Genomic DNA, 18,872 nt, shown 5'->3' on the forward strand with positions numbered 1-18,872 from the left:
CCACCTTAACGTTTGGAGTGAAAAATAAAGTGATGAAATTCAAATTTAATATATTTTCATTTCATTACATTGCATTTGTGAGTGACATTGATCACCAATAATAATGGGATTATCGATAAGCGCTTTCGCGCTCATCTTTTTGGTCGCGCAAAATTATCTAACAACCTTGCCGCTATCAACCGTACCGACACTCGGTCTCTCTATCGCTCGATATCGCAGCAAGCGTAAAGCATTCATCGTAACAATGGCGGTTGCTCCACTGTCTGCCAGTACTGCCACCCAAAGACCGGTAAAGCCCATTACCGTTGTAACAAGAAAGATAGCTTTTAAACCGATCGCTACCGCGACATTCTGACGCACATTTTCCATGGTTGCTCGGGCTAGGCCGATGATTTCAGGAATACTTTCAATACGATTGTGTCTGAGCGCAATGTCTGCCGTTTCAAGCGCCACGTCTGTACCGCTTCCCATCGCAATGCCAATTGTAGCCGCTTTCATTGCTGGCGCATCGTTTATCCCGTCACCGACCATGGCAACGCGTGAATGTGCCGCTAAGGTATTAATAGCGTCCACTTTACCTTCTGGCATCAAACCTGCTTTGTATTCCATGTTCAAAATGCCCGCCAAACCCGCGGCAGCCTTTGGGTTGTCACCCGTAAGCATAAGGGAGCGAATACCCGCACTTTTCAAGTTTTCGACCGTTTGAACGGCAGTTGGTCGAAGCTCATCACGCCATGCAATTGCTCCGTTTGCTGCATCGTCGATAAATACGATTGCAACGGTTTTTCCGCTATCCGCCAATTGCTGCGCGCTAAGCTGATGCTCAGGACTAACAATTTGCGTGTCGTTGAGTTTGTCCAACGCGACAATGGCTACCTGTTTGCCGTTTACATTACCCGACACGCCCTTGCCTGCTTCTGTACGTACATTGTCAGCGGAAAACAAGATTGCTTGCTCACGTTGCGCTTCCATGACAAGCGCTTTTGCCAGTGGATGATGTGAACCTTGCTCAACGGCTGCGGCAAGCGCGAGCATGTCGTGACCGTCTCCCTGCCAACAGAGCTTGTCTGTGACCACTGGCTTACCTTGCGTTAAGGTACCCGTCTTATCAAACGCTACCCATTCAACGCGACTTAACGCTTCTAGCGCAGCACCGCCTTTGATCAAAGCACCGTGCCTCGCAGCCGCTGCAAGCCCTGACGTCATTGCAGCAGGGGTAGAAATGACCAACGCACATGGGCAAGCAATTAACAACAACGCCAGCCCACGGTAAATCCAAACATCCCAGCTTTCGCCAAACATCAGTGGTGGAATCATGACAATAAGGGCCGCGATGATGATCATCGTCGGCGTGTACCAACGGCTAAATTGGTCAATGAATCGCTCGACAGGCGCGCGGCGAGATTCAGCGTCTTCTATCAAGGTTAATATACGGTCAATCGCACTTTCGCCCTGCTTGGAGACCACGTCCAATTGAACACGTTGATCGACAACCAAAGCGCCAGCAGGAATTGTATCTCCCGCACTTTTTTCAACGGGAATAGACTCGCCTGTCAGGGCACTTAGATCAAAACTCGCATTCTCAGCAATAAGCGAGGCATCCGCAGGGAGCCTTCCGCCCGGCGAAATTTCGATGATATCCCCCGGTTGAAGCGCGGAAACAGGGACCTCTTGTCGGCCACCCTCTTTTTCAATTCTGACCACATTTTCAGGGACTAATGCCATCAGTGATTTAATGCCAGCTCGGGCTTTCGCAGATGCGTAGCCTTCTAGTCGCTCACCAATTAAAAAGAGCACTAATACCATGGCGGCTTCAACGGTTTCACCGAGATATAGCGCCCCAATCGCGGCGATAGACATCAACATCTCTATCGAAAAGGGTGACCCGCTTCTCGCCAGCGCCACGGCTTTTTTAACAATGGGGATAAGGCCAATGACGGTAGCAAGGCTAAACAAGATGCGTGACAGATCTGGCAGCCAAAGTGACAGAATTCCGGCAATGGCCATGACGCCAATCAGAGAAAGCAGCACGCCTTCTTCTTTAATGCGTTGAAGTACATTCTTAGGTGATGATTTTGTAGAAGGAAGGGAGAGGTCTACAAGAGGAAATCCGGTTTTCTGAGCACGAAGGTTGATCTGCTCCAGTTGATTCTGAGTGGGTTCTCGCTCAAAACCAACCACCAGTTTTTCTGTCGCAAACCGAACATTCACTTGTGTCACCCCTTGAAGGCCCTTAATTGCCGTTTCGAGTTTTCCGGCGCAGCTTGGGCAATCCATGTTGGTCACACGCCATGCATAGCTGTTTGCAATAGGTGCTATTTCTTGCGGCTCTTCCAAATGCGAATGAGAGTGCCCTTCGTGAGCGTGCTCATGACGTGAGTGAGAATGATTTTCTTGATGGGCATCGAGGCTGCTGTGTTCATGTTCACAACAGCCTTGCACCGCCGGGTCGTCGGCATCCTCGGGTAAAGCATCACTGATGTCGTTCAACGATGCCGGAGCACTGACACTGCAGCAACTATTTGTAGGCACTGACACACCATGAGAATGGGCATGTTGGTGGCTTTTTTGTTTACAATGACCTGATTTACATGAATGGCACATAAGGCTATCTCCCTATTTGATGTTACCTTCAGTGTAAACCTTGGAGTTAACTCCAAGGTCAAGCAAACACGAACATGATTTTTAATTTCTCTGCCGCTATGCCTACTGGAGAAACGTTACTTCAGCCGATCCAAAATCACTTGTGTATCCAATACAGGCTGATAATCACGATAATCCAAGCCTGAATCAAACACGAAATGCGTGACCAGTTTCTTTGCTGCCTCTTGAAGGGCGCTTGCCTGCCAAGGCTTTTCAAAGTATCGCTCAATACGCGCACTATTGATCGCTTCTATCGTATCGGCATGCGTCGCCTGGCCTGTGAGCAATACTTTGCGTGTCGCACGAAAACGAGGATCCAAGGAGACTTCAGTTAGCAGTTCAACACCGGTTTTTTCTGGCATCACATGGTCAGAGATAATCAGCGCGACATGCTCTCCTTCTGCATCCAAATCATCCATTAGCGCTAGCGCTTCGTCTGCAGATTCACAATCTTCAATGTGAAACGCAACCGCAAGGGGAGCAAGATCTTTGAGCACGGCGTCTAACACTTCGCGCTGATCATCAACGCAAATAATGTTCACTTTTTCCATCTATTTCCCCTTTAAATGCCTACTGTATATGCGAATTTCTCATCGCGGATTGTTATACCAATCGCAATAAGTTTTCATTACTCGATGCTATAAGAAATTGACCAATCGAAGTACCCAAACCATCACAAAACTCAGCGTCACACCCACAATACCGAGTATCACACCAACCTTTGCCATTTGATTGCTGTTCACATGCCCAGTGGCATGCGCCAGTGCATTCGGTGGCGTACTGATCGGCAACGACATACCCAAGGATGCAGCAAAGGTCACAATCAGGATTAATGTGACTTCACCACCAAGCGATGACAGAGACGTCATGGACATACCCAGCGCGGCCATAATCGGCATCAACAAGTTAGCTGTTGCGGTGTGAGACATAAAGTTTGCCATCAGCAAACAAAGTGCTGCCGCGCCTAACAAAACAATCTCAGGTGCAAAGTTCTCAAATGGAATGCTGTGAACGATCAATCTCGCTAACCCAGTTTTATCCAACGCTAAGCCCAGTGCAAAACCGCCTGAGACCAACCAAAGCACATCCCAAGAGACCTTCTTTAAATCTTCTTTATTGATGATCCCTGTCATCGAAAACACGGCCACGGGGATAAGTGCAACGGTATATGAGTTCATACCATGGCTTGAACCCATCAACCAAAGCAAAACGGTTGCAGCAAACGTCACATACACTGTGATGGCTTTGGGCGTTTTAAGAAACTTGCCTTTAATGGTCAGAGAAATTGATTGTTCGTCTGACGGAAACAAATAGCTCAACAGTGCCCACGCCAATACCAACATGACCACCACAAACGGCACACCAAATGCCATCCATTCACCAAAGGTGATCAGATTCTCGCCCGTTAAATATTGCAGTGCGATCGCATTCGGTGGTGTACCAATTGGCGTGCCAATACCACCGATGTTAGCGGCGACAGGAATGGATAACGCAAAGGCAATCTTGCCAGGGTCGTTCGGTTTAAACACCATCAGAATGGGAGTAAGAATAGCCAGCATCATCGCGGTGGTAGCGGTGTTTGACATGAACATGGAGAACACAGCAGTAATCAACATTAACCCTGCCATCACCATCTGAGGTTTATGACCAAATGGCTTTAGCAATACACGGGCAAGGTTCACGTCTAAACGGTATTTCGTCGCTGCCATTGCGAGGAAAAATCCACCAAGAAATAGCATGATAATGGGGCTGGCAAACGTCGCCATGATGTCGCTGTAATGAAGTAACCCACCAAACTCTGGTGTTCCTGCATCGGCTCTAAACCAAATGAGCCCTTTGTCTGATAGAAAAAGCAGTTCAAGCACGATCACCACCACGGATGTGGCGTAGATTGGAATGGGTTCGAGCACCCAGCACAGTGCAGCGAGTAAAAACAATGCGATAGCACGCTGCTGCATCACTGTCAGGGTTTCAAATGGAAAAGCAGTCGCAGGCAGTAGCATAACCACCAGCGGAATAAGAATAGGAAGTATGTATTTCGCCTGAATGCGCATAATCGCTTGTAGTCCCTTAAAGCTAAATACCCACATTCCGTGGGCAACACACTTATTCTGCGCTACTTACCTTTAAGGAGTACTGAATTAGATCAATAAATTGGAGCCATTTCAGGGGGAAATTCTCGAGATCAAAAAGGGATTTCTCAGTAGAGAAACCCCAATATTGAAACCGTGAACGCTTAACGCCTCAGTGCTTGTTCTCGTTGCCGTCTTTTTTGTCTGTGTCTTTTGTGTCACTTTCAATCGCGCCTTCACTTTCTTCTGCCATGACAGTGCGATAGCTGCTAAACGCGGTAACAGGGACTGCAGGTTCAATTGCAACCACATCGTCTTCTTTCTGTTCGTGGTCACGGGCCAGTTGCACGATAAGCTTTTTAACCAAGATGTATCCTGCTATGCCAAAGAGCACAGAACCCACAGCTTGACCAATCAGCACCCCTTCCGCACCACCCAAATGGCCACCAACATACACAAAAGGCATCGTACCTAATGTCGCCTTTCCGACATTCAACAGGGTTGACCACGTTGGCCTATTCAGGTTGTTGAACGCTGCATTGGAGACAAACAAAGTGCCATTGAAAATGAACGTAATGGCAATGTAGGTGCAAAACAGTGTCACCATGGATGCGGCATCACCATCGAGGCTAAAGGCATCTATGATGAATCCTTGTGCGAGGAACAAAATCAGTGCCACAACCACACAATACGCTGTCACAAATTTCACCGAGTCACTCAAAGTCTGCTGAACCCTATCGAACTTTTGCGCCCCATAGTTCTGACCAAGAATCGGCCCTACTGCGCCTGACAGTGAAAAAATAAGAGCAAATGATACAGGTAACAGTCGCCCCATCACGGCATATCCTGCCACGTAGTCTGAGCCGAATTTTGCTATTTGAGCAGTCACGATAGCATTGCCTATCGGCGTAGCGGTATTGGTGACAATCGCAGGACCCGCGATATGGATGATGGCACTAAAATGATGAGAGAGGTCTGCGAAAGTTGGACGCGCCACCAAGTCATGCTTTCGATGCACAGCATGGAAAGCAACACCAAACAGCACAAAACGCGAGATCAAAGAAGCCGTCGCTGCCCCTTCTATCCCCATAGAAAGTCCAAAGATGAAAATAGGGTCAAGAATGGCATTCACTGCACCGCTAATCAGGGTTGCCGCCATTGATAGCTTGGCATCGCCCACGCCTCTTAGTGCCGCACCGGCTGACATGCCCATTGCCATTAAAGGCGCTCCGGGAAGGAGAATGACAAGGAAATCTTTTGCTTTTTGTGCTGCTTCACCTTGAGCGCCAATTGACGTTAGGATCGGATCGATAAAAAGCAAGATGACGCCCACGGTCAACACACTAACAATGGCGGCGAAAACCATAATGCTGCCTGTTAGCTTTCGGGCTTCTTCTCGCTTTCCAGAGCCCAAAGCACGACTGACTAAGGCCCCCATTGCGATTGACGTGCCGATAGACACGGATGTTGAGAAAAAAACGATGGTGCCAGCAAAGCCAATTGCTGCTGCTAATTCAACTTGACCAAGTAAGCTGATAAAAAACATATCGGCCAAGTCGACCAAAAACAAAGCCATCAGCCCTACCGCACCCGACGTCGACATGACGGTGATGTGACGCATGATAGAACCATTTACAAATTTGGCTTGTTGCTGATTGGGCATACTTATATCCGTATTGAAGAAGAGGTTGTCGGCCATCCTAGCGACATATCGAGAAAAAGAACTGAATCAAGATGGGCAGTGACGTTATTTAGCCGAGTAGTGGCATTATTTTGCTGGGTGGTATTGTGCCATTAAAAAAAGGTGCCTCAAGCACCTCTTTTGATACGACACATTCGAAAAAATTGAACAGCTATACGGGATGGTGGAAACAATCATCAATTTGCGTAGCAATGGCTTTCAAAATATCGCGTCTCGTGATGATGCCGACTAAGCGATCATCCTCGTCCACAACAGGGTAAAGCTTAGGTTTACCCGGCAGCATTTCTTCCGCCAACTTGATGATGCTTTCATCTGGCAACACAGAAGCGATCTCTTTATGCATACAATCATCGACTGTATTTGTGTCATGGCAGTAGTAGCCCATTTTCAGTAGCTTGTGGATCATGTCTTGCTCAGACAAAAAACCGACAACGCGATTATTGTCATCCAAAACTGGACCGCCAGACTGGTTAGCATTTAGCATTTTTTCTAGCGCGACAGACAGAGACATGGATGCCTTGAAGGTCACGGGTCGCTTGTTCATGTAATCTTTTACTTTAATCGATTCCATGCATCCCCCATTTATATTTAGCAAATATCAACACAGCGAAAACTCTCTGTTTATCTCACTATTAGTGTCGACCAAGCTGACAAAAATACTAGTCCTCTTCGCAGTATTTTTATGCTTTGTCACAAATGAAAGAGTGCTTTTTTATCAAAAATGCTGATTTACCCTTGTAAAAAGAAAAAACCAGCACTCATAAAGTGCTGGCATACTTGATTAAAACAATGCTTGGATACGGATGCATATCCCGCATGTATTGACGTTGTGGTTACATCAACATCATCATTAGCAAACCTAACGGTATTTTTTCGCCACTCGGGGAAACCGCTTGATCGCCTTCAATTTTCGCTGTCAGGGTTACGCCATTTTCAGCCTGAGAAATAAAGCCGTAAGGTTCTAGGTTCGACAATGAGGCCTCCACTTCAGGCACACCTTGCACGTATGCAGTAGGTACGTTGATGAAAAGGTTGCCCTTTAGCTTGGTCAGTAGTGCGCCAACGTTTTGCGTCACACTGCCAAGACCAGGCTCGACAGTTAAATCAAACTTCGCGTCGATGTGCCCTTCAGGGGTATCAAGTTCCAACGGAATGATTTCAAACGTCAGGCCTTTCTCGACCAAACCATCCAACGCCGTCACCATCTTCATCATTTCTTCATCAGTTGGCTCGGCACTCATCGAATCTGCCGTTGTCGCCAAAGCAATCATGGAGTTGTAATCCAACGCGTTGAAATTCACTCCCATCTTAAAGTTTTCTAACGCCAGCGTATCTGGCATATCAAACTTTTGGAATGAAATGACATTGGTGTTATCAAAACGCAAATCAGCGGGCGCAGCAGTTTTCACATCACCACCGATAGCAGTTAGTGCGTTCTTCACATCCACAGCAAGATTATCAATCGTCACCGTTGAACCTGAAACGTCGCTAAATGTACTGGTCGCAACATTCACTTTTTGCGAACCGACCCAGACCTCATCCACTAACTCGCCATTACCGCTGCCCGTGATATCTCTAAAGGCAAACTTCTCGCCATCTGGGCTTGATAACTCAATAAATGGCATTTCTAGCTGAAACACCATCACGCCACTCTTGTCAGCAGTTCCTGACACATTGGCCGGTGAACTTATGATTTTGACGTCTTCATTTCCGCCATTCATAGCACGAACGGTTACATCATACTGAGTGTCACCAAATAAAGAGGTCTCAGTGACGATCGTGACAGGCGATTCAACAGATTGCCAAAGTAGATCAGTGACCACTTTTATCTCAGGTGTCATCTCCAATGTAGATGTGGTGCTAACACCGAGGAATCCATGATTGACGTGACTCAATATTGAGTATGACGTTGGAAGCCCCTCATCTTCATACACTTCCTTCATCGACCCGATGACAGAAACTCGTGTGACAACCTCAGAGGAGAGATAACCTCGTTGGTAGGATGTATTTTCGACGGCGAGATAAGGCGACTGGATTTGCTTAATCTCATCATCATATAAAGACTGACCAATTTGACCTGTTGCAAATGGCCACAACACACCTACCGCGACGGCTCCAGCAATTGCCGTGTATTTTCCAAAAATCATTTTTGCTCCATTGGGTCCGGCATTAATTTTCAAAGAGTTTAAACCATCCCTATCTATAACCCCATGGTCACAAGAGGTTTTCTTTCAATATGTGCCAGTTTGCAGCGCTCTTCTCAGCTTAAAGACGTTGAAACCGATACACTCATAGAAAATAGTGACAATAGATAAATGTATGAATTCACAAGTCATCTTGTGTCTTGATGACGACCCCGGCATCTTGACAAAAATTGAATCCGAATTGTCAGCGTTTAGTGGGCTATTCGATATTATTTGTGCCGACAATGCGCACACTTTCGGACAAATCCTTGAGCAATTACAGGGTAATGAACAACGTGTCGCGTTATTCATTTGCGACCATACGCTGGGTGAAGATCAAGGCGTGAACCTTCTGATCAACATTGACAATCATCCGGCTTCTCATGGTGCGCGCACCATACTGCTAAACGATCAGCCAAATTTAGAAATCATCATGCAGGCAGTTAATGAAGGACGACTCAATTACTGTATGACAAAGCCTTGGGCGCCTCAGGTCATGGCTGACACGGTAAAGAGAGAGCTCACTCAGTACGTACTTCAGCACAACAGCGAGGAGCTGTTGAAGTATTGCAGTGTACTTGACCAAAAACGCCTGCTAGAAGCTCACATTGATAACAAACTCGCCTCCTACCGCAACGGGTTCATAGAATCGGCTCTGGGCATTAGTGACGAAGCATTGGCACAGGAGCTTATTCAAGGCTTACATGAGTACTTCGCTCAGAACAGCCAGCACAATGTCACTCGCTTCTATAGTGAAGATCATCTATTGACACACGAAGGCAAGCCCAACTCCTTTCTTTGGTTTGTTGAAGAAGGTGAAGTGGCCCTTTTAAAGCGTGACGAGACTGGTGCCTCTCATGAAGTGGCAAGGCTTGGGCAAGGCAGTTTGATTGGCGGGATGTCCTTTGTGACTGGCGATGTGTCATTTTCAACGGGCATTACCTTAGCGCCAACCAAAGTCATCAAGCTCAACCGCACGTTGTTCTCTCAAGTCATGCAAGCCAGGAACGAATTACTCCCTCTCTTTTCGAGCTACCTGCTTCGTCACTTCAATCGACGACTCAAACGCAGTATTTCTACCGAAGTAAAACTGCAGCAAACACTTCAATCTCTCGAATTGGCGCATAAGCAACTCATCGAAAAAGAGAAAATGGCCATGCTTGGGCAGCTCGTTGCAGGTGTAGCGCATGAATTGAATAATCCCGTATCAGCGATCCTCAGAAACAGTGACACGCTGAGAGACAATATTGGCCAACTAATCAATGTCAAACTGAGCGATGTTGCACGAGAAAAAGCAAACCAAATCATGGCAGATGCCTTGCTCTCCCGACCCATGTCGACAGCCGACGCGCGACAAAAAGCCAAAGCAATAGAATCTCTTGTGGGAAACCGTAATCTTGCGCGTAAGGCCGTTAACATGGGCCTAGATAAGCCTGAGCACATTCAAGATTGGCAGAAAAAGCTGGCAGCCGATTTCACGAATACGCTCTCGCAATGGGACATGTTCTATCAGGCAGGTAGTCTACTTCGCTCTACCAATGTCTGTGCCCAACGTATCGCTGACATGGTGAAGAGCTTGAAGACCTATGCGCGCCAAGATGACGAAACCATGCATGAAGTTGACATTCATGAAGGCATCGAAGACACATTGGTGATGTTTGAAAACCAACTAAAGCGTATCAAACTCGTGCGCGATTACGGCGAGCTGAGACCTATTCGCTGCATGCCCATTGCTCTGCAACAAGTATGGACCAACCTCATTTCCAATGCGCTTGATGCGGTAGGGAATGACGGTGAAATTCATGTCACAACACGAGAGACGGTATATCGAAGCCGCAAAGCCGTTAAAGTGACCATTCGTGACAATGGCATGGGTATTCCAGCGTCAATTAAGCATAAGATATTTGAGCTTAACTACACCACTAAGCGTGAAGGTCACTTCGGCTTAGGTATTGGTTTGTCGGTATGCCGTCAAATTGTTGAACACCATGGTGGGTTGATTGATGTTAGCTCGGCTGCTGGTGAGTTTACTGCCATGATCGTGACCCTGCCCTATTCACCTTTGCTCGCACCATCCAAGGAGGATTAAATGAGCCAATACCTTATATTGTGCGTTGATGATGAACGTGACGTACTCGACAGTGTGACCAATGACCTTGCTTCACTCGAAGAACACTTTGTTATCGAGGCGGCTGAATCGGTCGCTGAGGCCAAGGAAATTCTGGCTGATGCTGCGGCAGACAATCTTCAGCTAGCACTGATCCTCTGCGACCACATTATGCCAAAGGATCTTGGGGTCGACTTTCTCATCGAACTTAATCGTTTCGCATCCACCACAAAATCGAGAAAGCTACTGCTCACAGGGCAAGCTGGATTAGACGAGACCGTGCAAGCCGTCAATCATGGCAGTCTTGATTATTTCATTGCAAAGCCTTGGCAAGGTGAGACCCTTAAGCACATTGTCATCGATCAACTGACGACATTTATGATCGCTCATGACGAAAACCTCTTATCTTGGGTTAGGGTTTTGGATGCTGAAAGAATCATGGAAGCAATCTCTAACAATCGACTCAATTACTCTGACAACTAGCTAAGCGTCGTCAAAGATTTGTTTGAAACGAGGGACAATGCAGTGATGTCGTGCCTCTCTCGTTCCTTTTTTGCATTTTTTTGCTCAAAATTGACTCAGTAACGCTTTAAATACTCTCTATGCTGTTGTTTCGCAAAAGCGACTTCTATTAAACTACAACATAACTCCATTTTTCATCACGAGACCTTTCATGCGCAAAACCAAGATTGCTGCCATTTTAATCACTGCCGCTTCTTCTGCAGTATTTTCTTCCGCAAGTGCTGCAAACGATGGCACCATGAGCAACTTTAGCTACGACTACTTTGAAGCTCGTGTTGGTATTAGCCCAGTCACCTACGGCGTTGGTTTTAGCACATCCATTCACCCTAATGCCCACGTGCGCGCAGAAATTGATAGCGAGTTCGAATCTGATTTCGATGCGACTGCTGCCATTGGTTTCCATGCGCCAGTGAACAACTGGGCAGACGTTTACGGCGAATTGGGTCTTCGTTCTATGAAGCAACGTGGTCGCTTCAACCACGATACAGAGCTTGGCGTTGAAGTGAACTTAGGCGTTCGCCAATGGCTGGGTCCGCAATTGGAAGTGGGTGGTGAGATCGGCCACTTGTCTATTGACAGCGATGAAGATATTTTTGGTTCAGTATACGGCCGCTTCCATGCGACAGAGTTGTTTTCTCTTGGTGCTCAACTCCGCCTGAACGAAGCATATGGTGATCAGTTCATGTTCACCACTCGTTTCAAGTACTAAATCTTCACTATTGAAAAAGGCCTCTAAGAGGCCTTTTTTATTTGCATAGCATGTTTTTATCGGCATGGCATGATGGCAAATTTCGTTTCTTTTCTTCTATTGCTTGCCGGGATCTTCATTCCAGTCAACACTCACCTCGAGCAAATGCGCAATCGACATCCCAAGCAGCTCTATGACAATGGCCTGACCATATCTATCAAACAGCTTTTGCAATCCCGCAGCCGATTTTTCCCTTCCGCCAAAATCATCATTCACTGAGCTAAGTAGGTATTTCACACAGTGTACAAACGGAGAATGCTCTAGTGCTGCACGCCAACTTGTCTTAATCGTTTGGCGAGACGTCGCATCAATCAACCCAGTGATATATTGTAAAACTTGCCCTTGAAAAGCATCGGTCATGGACTCTTTGGTTGGCACGACACGTTGGATTCCACTACGGCTTAATCCGGTACGCTTAGCGATACTGCCATAAGTTACTGCATCCCAGCCTTGCGCCATGAAAATATCAATAATAGTTTGATATATCAGCGCCTCAGTTTGCTGGGCACCTTCCTTAGTGTTTTTTGCCATCAGTCTATCAAGTCCGCTTTAACATACTTCGTATCTTATATATTAATGAACAAAATATACAGAAAAGTCACAAAATCGCTAACTGTCAGGTTGAGACGCTTTCGATTTTCCGAGTTGATTCAGCAGCCACTGCTTAAACGCAATAATTTTTGCATTGTTTTGGTGCTCTTCACGATATACCAAATAAAAGCTATAGGGAGACATAACAGATTGAGTAATGGGCGTGACAAGACGGCCTGTGTTTAAATAGTCCTGAATGTACACCGTTCGGCCGATGGCAACGCCCATCCCATAGGTTGCTGCTTCTAATGCGAGATCAGCGCGGTCAAAACTGTGATTCGTCCCCGTCAGCTCAATACCATTGGTGTTGGCCCAGTAAAGCCATTCATCACTCAAACTGGCACTCGCCCAAGGAGCAGCATCATGAAGGAGCTGGCATTGTGCAAGTTTCTGAGGATTGTCAAAGAGGTTGTGAAGCTTTGCATAGTCCGGGCTGCATACAGGCACGATGAAGTCATCAAGCAAATGGTGACTCACTAACCCGCTATACCGCCCATGACCGAAATAAATCGCGCAATCAAAAGCTTCCGCTTTGAAATCCACCAAATCATTGCGCGTTCGTAGATGTAAAGTGACATCCGGAAACTCATCCGCGAATTGAGAAAGCCTAGGTACCAACCATTTTTGAGCAAACGTCGGCGGAGCAGAAATAATAAAGTCACCAAATGGTCTTGCTCGATTAAGCTCTAGCAGCTTCATACTAATTGCCGAAAATTGCTCAGTCACAACCAATTTCAACTGCTCCCCCTCATTGGTGAGCGAGAGCTGCCGAGGTCGTCGAAGGAAAAGTGAAACCTCCAAGCGCTGCTCGAGTTTTTTTATCCGGTGGCTAACCGCACTTTGCGTTAAATGGAGTTGCTCTGCCGCTCGAGTAAAACTCATTGTTTCGGCGACGATTGAAAAGCAATGGAGCCCGGCCAGCAATGAGGAAGATAGCTCAGGTAGTTTCATGACAAAGCCACTGTTTTTGATACTGATTGTGGTGACTGTAGCAACATTGTCTAAGTGCGTATAGAAGATGTCGTTCTGCGACGAAAAGACAAAAAGCTGCACAATGCAGCTTTTTTGGGGTGAGGATGGTGTGGGATCACACTGCGCGAAGAAGGTTTTGTTTTGTCTCTTCACTTAGCAAGGTGTAATGAACGCCCGTTTGAGCACCGGCAAACATCCACAGCAGCTTGATATCAACATCGTATCCGTGTGCTTCCTGCACTTTTCGGAACAATTCTTCAGGGCTCATTGAGAAGAAAGTATCAACATCTTCTATCCCTGCTTTTTTTAGCATTCTTTCAATGGTTAAACGCAGATTCGGTAAATCACGAAGTCGCTTGTTGAGCTTGGAATCGCGGTATTCTTTCTCTGCGACAGAGTTCACTACGGACTTTTTTACCATCTCGTCTAAACCTGTATCTTCCGCGTCATAGAGATCCGTGATGTCGTAGTAATTAACAATCGCGGTTGAGCTCTTTTTCACATGGACAAACTTTTTACACTCTTTCGCCAACAACGCATCTGTTAAATCTGCGCCGCCACGTAAGTAAATTCGCGCTTCCTTCACCAATGCAAACATTGCACCGCTCACAAAAAAACCGGTTCCGCCAAACATTGAACGTTTCTCTGTTTCGCCGAACTGAGATAAGTACTCTACAAAGCCACTTTTAACTTCAAGCACAGGTGCCTCCTTTCTCCCCAACAGCCAATTCCTCGGCCAACAATCTGTAATTTCTCAACGCGAAATAATGATGCCGCATAAAGGCATAGAAAACCATGCACCAGATCACTCACAAGCCCAAACTGTAGCAAAAATACAACACTGGTCACGGTTATGAGGTGTAATAATTATGTATACACAATGTTAAATGAGCCATAGAACTCGCAATTCAATGCAATTGATTGCATCCACCTTGGCTCACAAACGTTAATTCACTTCAAATTTTGTATTCGAGAAGTCCAGAAACTTGCGTTTTCGCCACTAATAATATTGTCAATTACCCCTTTGACAGTTTTTTTAGGCAGAGACCGCTCTTTTGGTGCCCTTGGTTCAATTTTGCGGACATATGTATTCCAATTAAAACATAAGGGAATTACTATTTACTTAGCGTTTTTTCGAGTCTAAAAAGATGGATCACCTATCGTTATTTTGGGTTACGCCCAACCGTGAAAAATACCTTAAAGCTATAGAAACTGATTTTTTCCAACGTGTTTACCGGTCATTAAAGGACGGAACACTTGAACTTCCTCCTATTCCCGATGTGGTTGTAAAGCTCCAACAGGTATGTAACTCATCCAATACCACAGTTAGAGATGTCTCTACCCTTCTCCTCGATGATGCCACGCTGACAGCCGCAGTGATCCGCTCAGCGAATTCAGCCGTGTTTAGCCCTAGAACCAATCGCCCTTGCCATGACATCAACATGGCAGTGTCTCGATTAGGCATTCAACGGGTTCTTGGTATCGCAACAGCACATGCCATTCAATCATTGAAAAATAACGCGCATTTCAGCGTTGAATGTAATGGACTGCTAAAGAAAAGTGCATTAGCGTCGCGAGAATTCGCCTCCACCATGGCGCTGCTATGCCAGAAAGTGAAAAGTTACGATGATGATGTCATTGCGCTTGAGGTTGAAAAGTCTCTGCTCATCGGGCTTCTCGCGGACATTGGCATCTATAGCGCCGTCAAGGCTTATGAGCAGTATTCCAATGAAGGCAATTACCTCGATTTTGATATTGCCAGCCATGTTTTCTATTCGGTGAGCAAAGAGGCAAGCCGCTTCATTCTTAAAAGCTGGGGCTTTGATTTAGATTTCATTGAAGTATCGCTAAATCGCAGAATTCGTCGTGCTAGTGACGACGTCACTTATTTGGATATCGCGAAAATGGCCAACCACTTACTTCTCTTCCGCGCGAACGATGAAGATATTGAAGATCATGATGTTGAAATAACCCTTTCTGGTGCTGAAGCCCTTTACGAACTATCCAACCTTAACGAAGCAGATTTTCGCAACCAACTGAACGGCATCATTAACAACTGCGGTTTTTAATCCACGCTTTGCCGGGACAAAGATTGACCTAATTAGAAAACCACTGATACTCTCATCGCGGTTTTCTTTTTTATCAATAAGGTCTTAACTCAATGCTGCCCGGCATGCTCTATATATTTCTTCCGCTCGTTGTTGGTTATTTAATCCCCATTAAAAGCGCCTCACTGCTTGATACCATCAATCGCTCAACGTCGCGATTGGTGTTTGTCATCCTCGGCCTGATGGGCCTTAGCCTTGCGGGTTTGGACAACCTCAGCAGCAATTTAAATCAAATCCTATTGCTGAGCGTCACCTTCTTTTTCTGTATTGGCATCGCTAATTTACTTGCCTTGCCCATTTTAGACCTCATCCTGAAAACAAAGACTGAGCAACACAAACAAACGATCCCGCTTTCACAAATGGTGATGGAATCTGTAAAGCTTGTGTTTGTTGTTGGCGGTGGATTAGTCCTTGGGCTCCTTCTCCCTATTCCCCTCGATTGGGTAGACCCTGCGAGTGAAGGAATCTTATTGATTCTGCTTTTCCTGATCGGTATTCAACTGCGTAATAGCGGTATGACACTCAAGCAAATCATTCTGAACAAAAAAGGGTTAAGTGTTGCTCTGGTTGTGATCGTCACTTCACTATTGGGTGGGCTTCTCGCCGCATGGCTGCTCGACCTTCCCTATAATCATGGGCTCGCGATGGCGTCAGGTTTTGGCTGGTATTCTTTAGCGGGTATTTTGATGGGGGATGCACTCGGCCCAGTTTACGGCGGAGCATCATTCTTACTTGAACTTACGCGGGAACTGGTTGCGATTATTCTTATTCCTATCTTTATTGGCCGATACCCATTAACTGCTATTGGCTATGGTGGCGCAACATCAATGGATTTTACACTTCCCATCATCCAAACCACGGGTGGCGTTCGCTGTGTTCCTATTGCCATCGTTAGCGGCTTTATTCTTAGCCTGCTTGTCCCAATACTCATGCTGTTCTTTGTTTCCTTGTAACAGGTATAGCGATAACGAAAGAAACAAAAAAAGAAGGAGAGCATATGCTCTCCTTCTTAACTATCAACCGTTGGGGGAGTAACGATTTGATATTAGTGGTTACGGATCCACTCATCCATGTCTGATTTCAAGTTGTCAGATTTTGTACCGAAGATAGCCTGAACACCACCACCAGCGATAACCACGCCTGCCGCACCCAATTTCTTCAATCGGTCTTGGTCAACAGCATCAACACTTGCTACAGCAACACGCAGGCGAGTAATACACGCATCTAGGTTGGTAATATTTTCTTTACCACCAAACGCCATCACCAATTCTTTTGCCATTTCAGATTCACCACCCTCAACCACTGCGGCTGCTGCTTCATCGTCTTCACGACCTGGAGTTTTCAAATCCAGCTTCACGATAGCAACACGGAATACCACGTAGTAGAACACGGCGTACATCATGCCCAGTAGCGGGAACAACCACATTTTCTGAGAGTTTGCAGATAGAACAACGAAGTCAATCAAACCGTGAGAGAAAGACGTACCGTGAACCATACCTAGCGTGTTGGTCAGTACATATGCTGTACCAGCAAGCACCGCGTGGATAACGTAAAGTACTGGTGCAACGAACAGGAATGCGAACTCGATTGGTTCAGTAATACCTGTTAGGAATGAGGTCAACGCAGCAGACACCATGATACCGCCCACTTTCGCACGATTTTCAGGCTTCGCTGTGTGCCACATTGCGATTGCAGCAGCAGGCAGACCGAACATTTTAAACATGAAGCCGCCAGCCAACTGACCAAAGCCGTTGCCTGCAGCACGTGTTGCTTCATCAGCAACCATGTAGCAAGTTAGGATACCGGTACGTGCTTCGCCTGCCGGTGTCACACATTGACCTGCTTCGTAGAAGAATGGAGCATTCCAGATGTGGTGCAAACCAAATGGGATTAGTGAACGCTCAACCAGACCGTAGATACCGAATGCCACTTGTGGATTCTGAACTGACGCCCAATCAGAGAAAGACGCAATCATCGCACCAATTGGTGGCCAGATGAAAGACAGGCCAATTGCCAAGAAGATGCTCAAAAAGCCAGTGATAATTGGCACAGAGCGCTTACCCGCAAAGAAGCCTAGGTAATCTGGAAGTTGAATACGGAAGAAGCGGTTGAAAGCCCAAGCGGCAACACCACCAGCAAGGATACCGCCCAGCACGCCAGTCTCAATCGCACCTACCCCGAACACTTCACCCATAACACCTAGCGTGTTAACCATGATGTAGTAACCAACGATAGCAGCAAGACCTGCCACACCATCGTTGTTAGTAAAACCCAGTGCAACACCTACTGCGAACAGAAGACCCATGTGACCGAAAACAGCGTCACCCGCACTCATCATGATGGTTGAAACGATACTTGGTAGCCAAGAGAAATCGGCAGCACCAACACCTAACAAAATACCGGCGACGGGCATAACTGATACTGGAAGCATCAGCGCCTTACCGACTTTTTGCATATTCGCAAAGAGGTTCTTAAACATATGTAGCTCCTGAAATATATAGGGTTGAGCTTGAACTCAGATCCGATTCTAGCTCTCGACAACCCGGAAACAATGTTATTCGCTGATTAATATAGGCCTGCTGTTACAGAGACTCTATGTAACATGACATGGGTATTCAGAAACCAAATATAGATCACATCAGACTCAGGGGTAATAGCACTTTTGATACTATTTAAACCATTGATAAATATTAAATTAAATGAGAATAGAGCACTTAACACTCAAATTATCTTATGCTGCGGAAACGAGGAAGGAACGTTATTTCATGTAACAAATTAACTGGTTATTTAGAAATGCCCGTTACAATAAGGACTTACATAAAATTCAACAGCTTACGCACTGCAACACCTTACGCCTAAACACGCCTAACCCCGCGAAAACAGCCCCATTTCATGCCCCATTTAGAAAAAGTGTCCCATTTCATGCCCCATTTATGCCCCAAAAAAAAGGCCCCAATCGGGACCTCATAGCTTACCTATCACACCTGTAAGCACTTGCGATATCCATACTCGCACATCTTCAGGAAGGTCCTCTTCCGCAGTCATTAAATCAATAACTACATCAAGTTCTAGAATTAGCGTTTCCATATCTCACCGAGACAAAAACAGATCGGGTATCTGATTGCATCAATTGCAGATTATCTTTGAAGGCGGACTATGATCTAGTTAAATCATCTGCACAATTCATAGTCAGAAAATGTGCCTATACTTAGAGAAAAGTAGCG

15 protein-coding genes are annotated in these 18,872 nt (G+C 46.1%); 5 read left to right on the forward strand and 10 right to left on the reverse strand.

All coding sequences use genetic code 11. The annotated features are described in order from the left end of the window. Positions 1 to 153 precede the first annotated feature (153 nt). From AB8599_RS08740 to AB8599_RS08765, 6 genes are all read right to left on the reverse strand, one after another. The gene (locus tag AB8599_RS08740; RefSeq protein ID WP_407330523.1) at positions 154 to 2,604 is read right to left on the reverse strand and encodes a zinc/cadmium/mercury/lead-transporting ATPase; all 2,451 of its coding nucleotides are present in this window, start codon (positions 2,602 to 2,604) and stop codon (positions 154 to 156) included. Positions 2,605 to 2,720: 116 nt separating this feature from the next. Further along, a complete protein-coding gene (locus AB8599_RS08745) occupies positions 2,721 to 3,194 on the reverse strand; it encodes a response regulator (RefSeq protein ID WP_407330524.1) in 474 nt (157 codons plus the stop codon). 87 nt (positions 3,195 to 3,281) lie between these two features. Further along, positions 3,282 to 4,697, reverse strand: a complete 1,416-nt coding sequence (locus AB8599_RS08750) for an SLC13 family permease (protein WP_407330525.1) — start codon at positions 4,695 to 4,697, stop codon at positions 3,282 to 3,284. Between the two features lie 190 nt (positions 4,698 to 4,887). Further along, on the reverse strand, positions 4,888 to 6,378 hold the full coding sequence (locus tag AB8599_RS08755; RefSeq protein ID WP_407330526.1) for an MATE family efflux transporter: 1,491 nt from the start codon (positions 6,376 to 6,378) through the stop codon (positions 4,888 to 4,890). Between the two features lie 190 nt (positions 6,379 to 6,568). Further along, a complete protein-coding gene (locus AB8599_RS08760) occupies positions 6,569 to 6,988 on the reverse strand; it encodes a CBS domain-containing protein (RefSeq protein WP_407330527.1) in 420 nt (139 codons plus the stop codon). 262 nt (positions 6,989 to 7,250) lie between these two features. Then, positions 7,251 to 8,564, reverse strand: a complete 1,314-nt coding sequence (locus tag AB8599_RS08765; protein WP_407330528.1) for a DUF945 family protein — start codon at positions 8,562 to 8,564, stop codon at positions 7,251 to 7,253. Positions 8,565 to 8,736: 172 nt separating this feature from the next. Here AB8599_RS08765 and AB8599_RS08770 point away from each other — a divergent pair, with 172 nt between their 5' ends. The 3 genes from AB8599_RS08770 to AB8599_RS08780 all read left to right on the forward strand — a co-directional run bounded on the left by AB8599_RS08770 (position 8,737) and on the right by AB8599_RS08780 (position 11,938). Next, complete coding sequence (locus AB8599_RS08770; RefSeq protein ID WP_407330529.1) at positions 8,737 to 10,689, forward strand: ATP-binding protein; 1,953 nt, start codon at positions 8,737 to 8,739, stop codon at positions 10,687 to 10,689. After that, complete coding sequence (locus tag AB8599_RS08775; RefSeq protein WP_407330531.1) at positions 10,690 to 11,190, forward strand: response regulator; 501 nt, start codon at positions 10,690 to 10,692, stop codon at positions 11,188 to 11,190. Between the two features lie 190 nt (positions 11,191 to 11,380). Further along, complete coding sequence (locus tag AB8599_RS08780; RefSeq protein ID WP_407330532.1) at positions 11,381 to 11,938, forward strand: outer membrane beta-barrel protein; 558 nt, start codon at positions 11,381 to 11,383, stop codon at positions 11,936 to 11,938. A gap of 96 nt (positions 11,939 to 12,034) precedes the next feature. Here the strand turns inward: AB8599_RS08780 and AB8599_RS08785 are convergent, their stop codons facing one another. The 3 genes from AB8599_RS08785 to AB8599_RS08795 all read right to left on the reverse strand — a co-directional run bounded on the left by AB8599_RS08785 (position 12,035) and on the right by AB8599_RS08795 (position 14,240). Beyond that, positions 12,035 to 12,508: a TetR/AcrR family transcriptional regulator gene (locus tag AB8599_RS08785; RefSeq protein WP_407330533.1), complete on the reverse strand. Its 474-nt coding sequence runs from the start codon at positions 12,506 to 12,508 to the stop codon at positions 12,035 to 12,037. Positions 12,509 to 12,586: 78 nt separating this feature from the next. Continuing rightward, positions 12,587 to 13,519 (reverse strand): DNA-binding transcriptional regulator DsdC, encoded by a 933-nt coding sequence (gene dsdC / locus AB8599_RS08790; protein ID WP_407333201.1) that lies wholly within the window; start codon positions 13,517 to 13,519, stop codon positions 12,587 to 12,589. Positions 13,520 to 13,655: 136 nt separating this feature from the next. Beyond that, positions 13,656 to 14,240, reverse strand: coding sequence for a TfoX/Sxy family DNA transformation protein (locus tag AB8599_RS08795; protein ID WP_407330534.1), 585 nt, complete (start codon positions 14,238 to 14,240; stop codon positions 13,656 to 13,658). Positions 14,241 to 14,688: 448 nt separating this feature from the next. Between AB8599_RS08795 and AB8599_RS08800 the strand changes: the two genes are divergently transcribed. Then, positions 14,689 to 15,609, forward strand: coding sequence for an HDOD domain-containing protein (locus AB8599_RS08800; protein WP_407330535.1), 921 nt, complete (start codon positions 14,689 to 14,691; stop codon positions 15,607 to 15,609). 92 nt (positions 15,610 to 15,701) lie between these two features. Further along, the gene (locus AB8599_RS08805; RefSeq protein ID WP_407330536.1) at positions 15,702 to 16,601 is read left to right on the forward strand and encodes a lysine exporter LysO family protein; all 900 of its coding nucleotides are present in this window, start codon (positions 15,702 to 15,704) and stop codon (positions 16,599 to 16,601) included. Between the two features lie 92 nt (positions 16,602 to 16,693). Here AB8599_RS08805 and ptsG read toward each other — a convergent pair whose 3' ends face one another. After that, positions 16,694 to 18,127, reverse strand: a complete 1,434-nt coding sequence (gene ptsG / locus AB8599_RS08810) for a PTS glucose transporter subunit IIBC (protein WP_407330537.1) — start codon at positions 18,125 to 18,127, stop codon at positions 16,694 to 16,696. Between the last annotated feature and the right edge of the window lie 745 nt (positions 18,128 to 18,872).

The organism is Enterovibrio litoreus (assembly GCF_045679545.1).
In the GTDB taxonomy this organism is placed as follows: Bacteria; Pseudomonadota; Gammaproteobacteria; order Enterobacterales; family Vibrionaceae; genus Enterovibrio.

Bases quoted from the DNA above. Each gene is read 5' to 3' on its own strand.
- AB8599_RS08780 (WP_407330532.1), top strand. From the start codon at position 11,381: ATGCGCAAAACCAAGATTGCTGCCATTTTAATCACTGCCGCTTCTTCT.
- ptsG (WP_407330537.1), bottom strand. From the start codon at position 18,127: ATGTTTAAGAACCTCTTTGCGAATATGCAAAAAGTCGGTAAGGCGCTG.
- AB8599_RS08765 (WP_407330528.1), bottom strand. From the start codon at position 8,564: ATGATTTTTGGAAAATACACGGCAATTGCTGGAGCCGTCGCGGTAGGT.
- AB8599_RS08770 (WP_407330529.1), top strand. From the start codon at position 8,737: ATGAATTCACAAGTCATCTTGTGTCTTGATGACGACCCCGGCATCTTG.
- AB8599_RS08800 (WP_407330535.1), top strand. From the start codon at position 14,689: ATGGATCACCTATCGTTATTTTGGGTTACGCCCAACCGTGAAAAATAC.
- AB8599_RS08745 (WP_407330524.1), bottom strand. From the start codon at position 3,194: ATGGAAAAAGTGAACATTATTTGCGTTGATGATCAGCGCGAAGTGTTA.
- dsdC (WP_407333201.1), bottom strand. From the start codon at position 13,519: ATGAAACTACCTGAGCTATCTTCCTCATTGCTGGCCGGGCTCCATTGC.
- AB8599_RS08760 (WP_407330527.1), bottom strand. From the start codon at position 6,988: ATGGAATCGATTAAAGTAAAAGATTACATGAACAAGCGACCCGTGACC.
- AB8599_RS08785 (WP_407330533.1), bottom strand. From the start codon at position 12,508: ATGGCAAAAAACACTAAGGAAGGTGCCCAGCAAACTGAGGCGCTGATA.
- AB8599_RS08775 (WP_407330531.1), top strand. From the start codon at position 10,690: ATGAGCCAATACCTTATATTGTGCGTTGATGATGAACGTGACGTACTC.
- AB8599_RS08805 (WP_407330536.1), top strand. From the start codon at position 15,702: ATGCTGCCCGGCATGCTCTATATATTTCTTCCGCTCGTTGTTGGTTAT.
- AB8599_RS08755 (WP_407330526.1), bottom strand. From the start codon at position 6,378: ATGCCCAATCAGCAACAAGCCAAATTTGTAAATGGTTCTATCATGCGT.
- AB8599_RS08750 (WP_407330525.1), bottom strand. From the start codon at position 4,697: ATGCGCATTCAGGCGAAATACATACTTCCTATTCTTATTCCGCTGGTG.
- AB8599_RS08740 (WP_407330523.1), bottom strand. From the start codon at position 2,604: ATGTGCCATTCATGTAAATCAGGTCATTGTAAACAAAAAAGCCACCAA.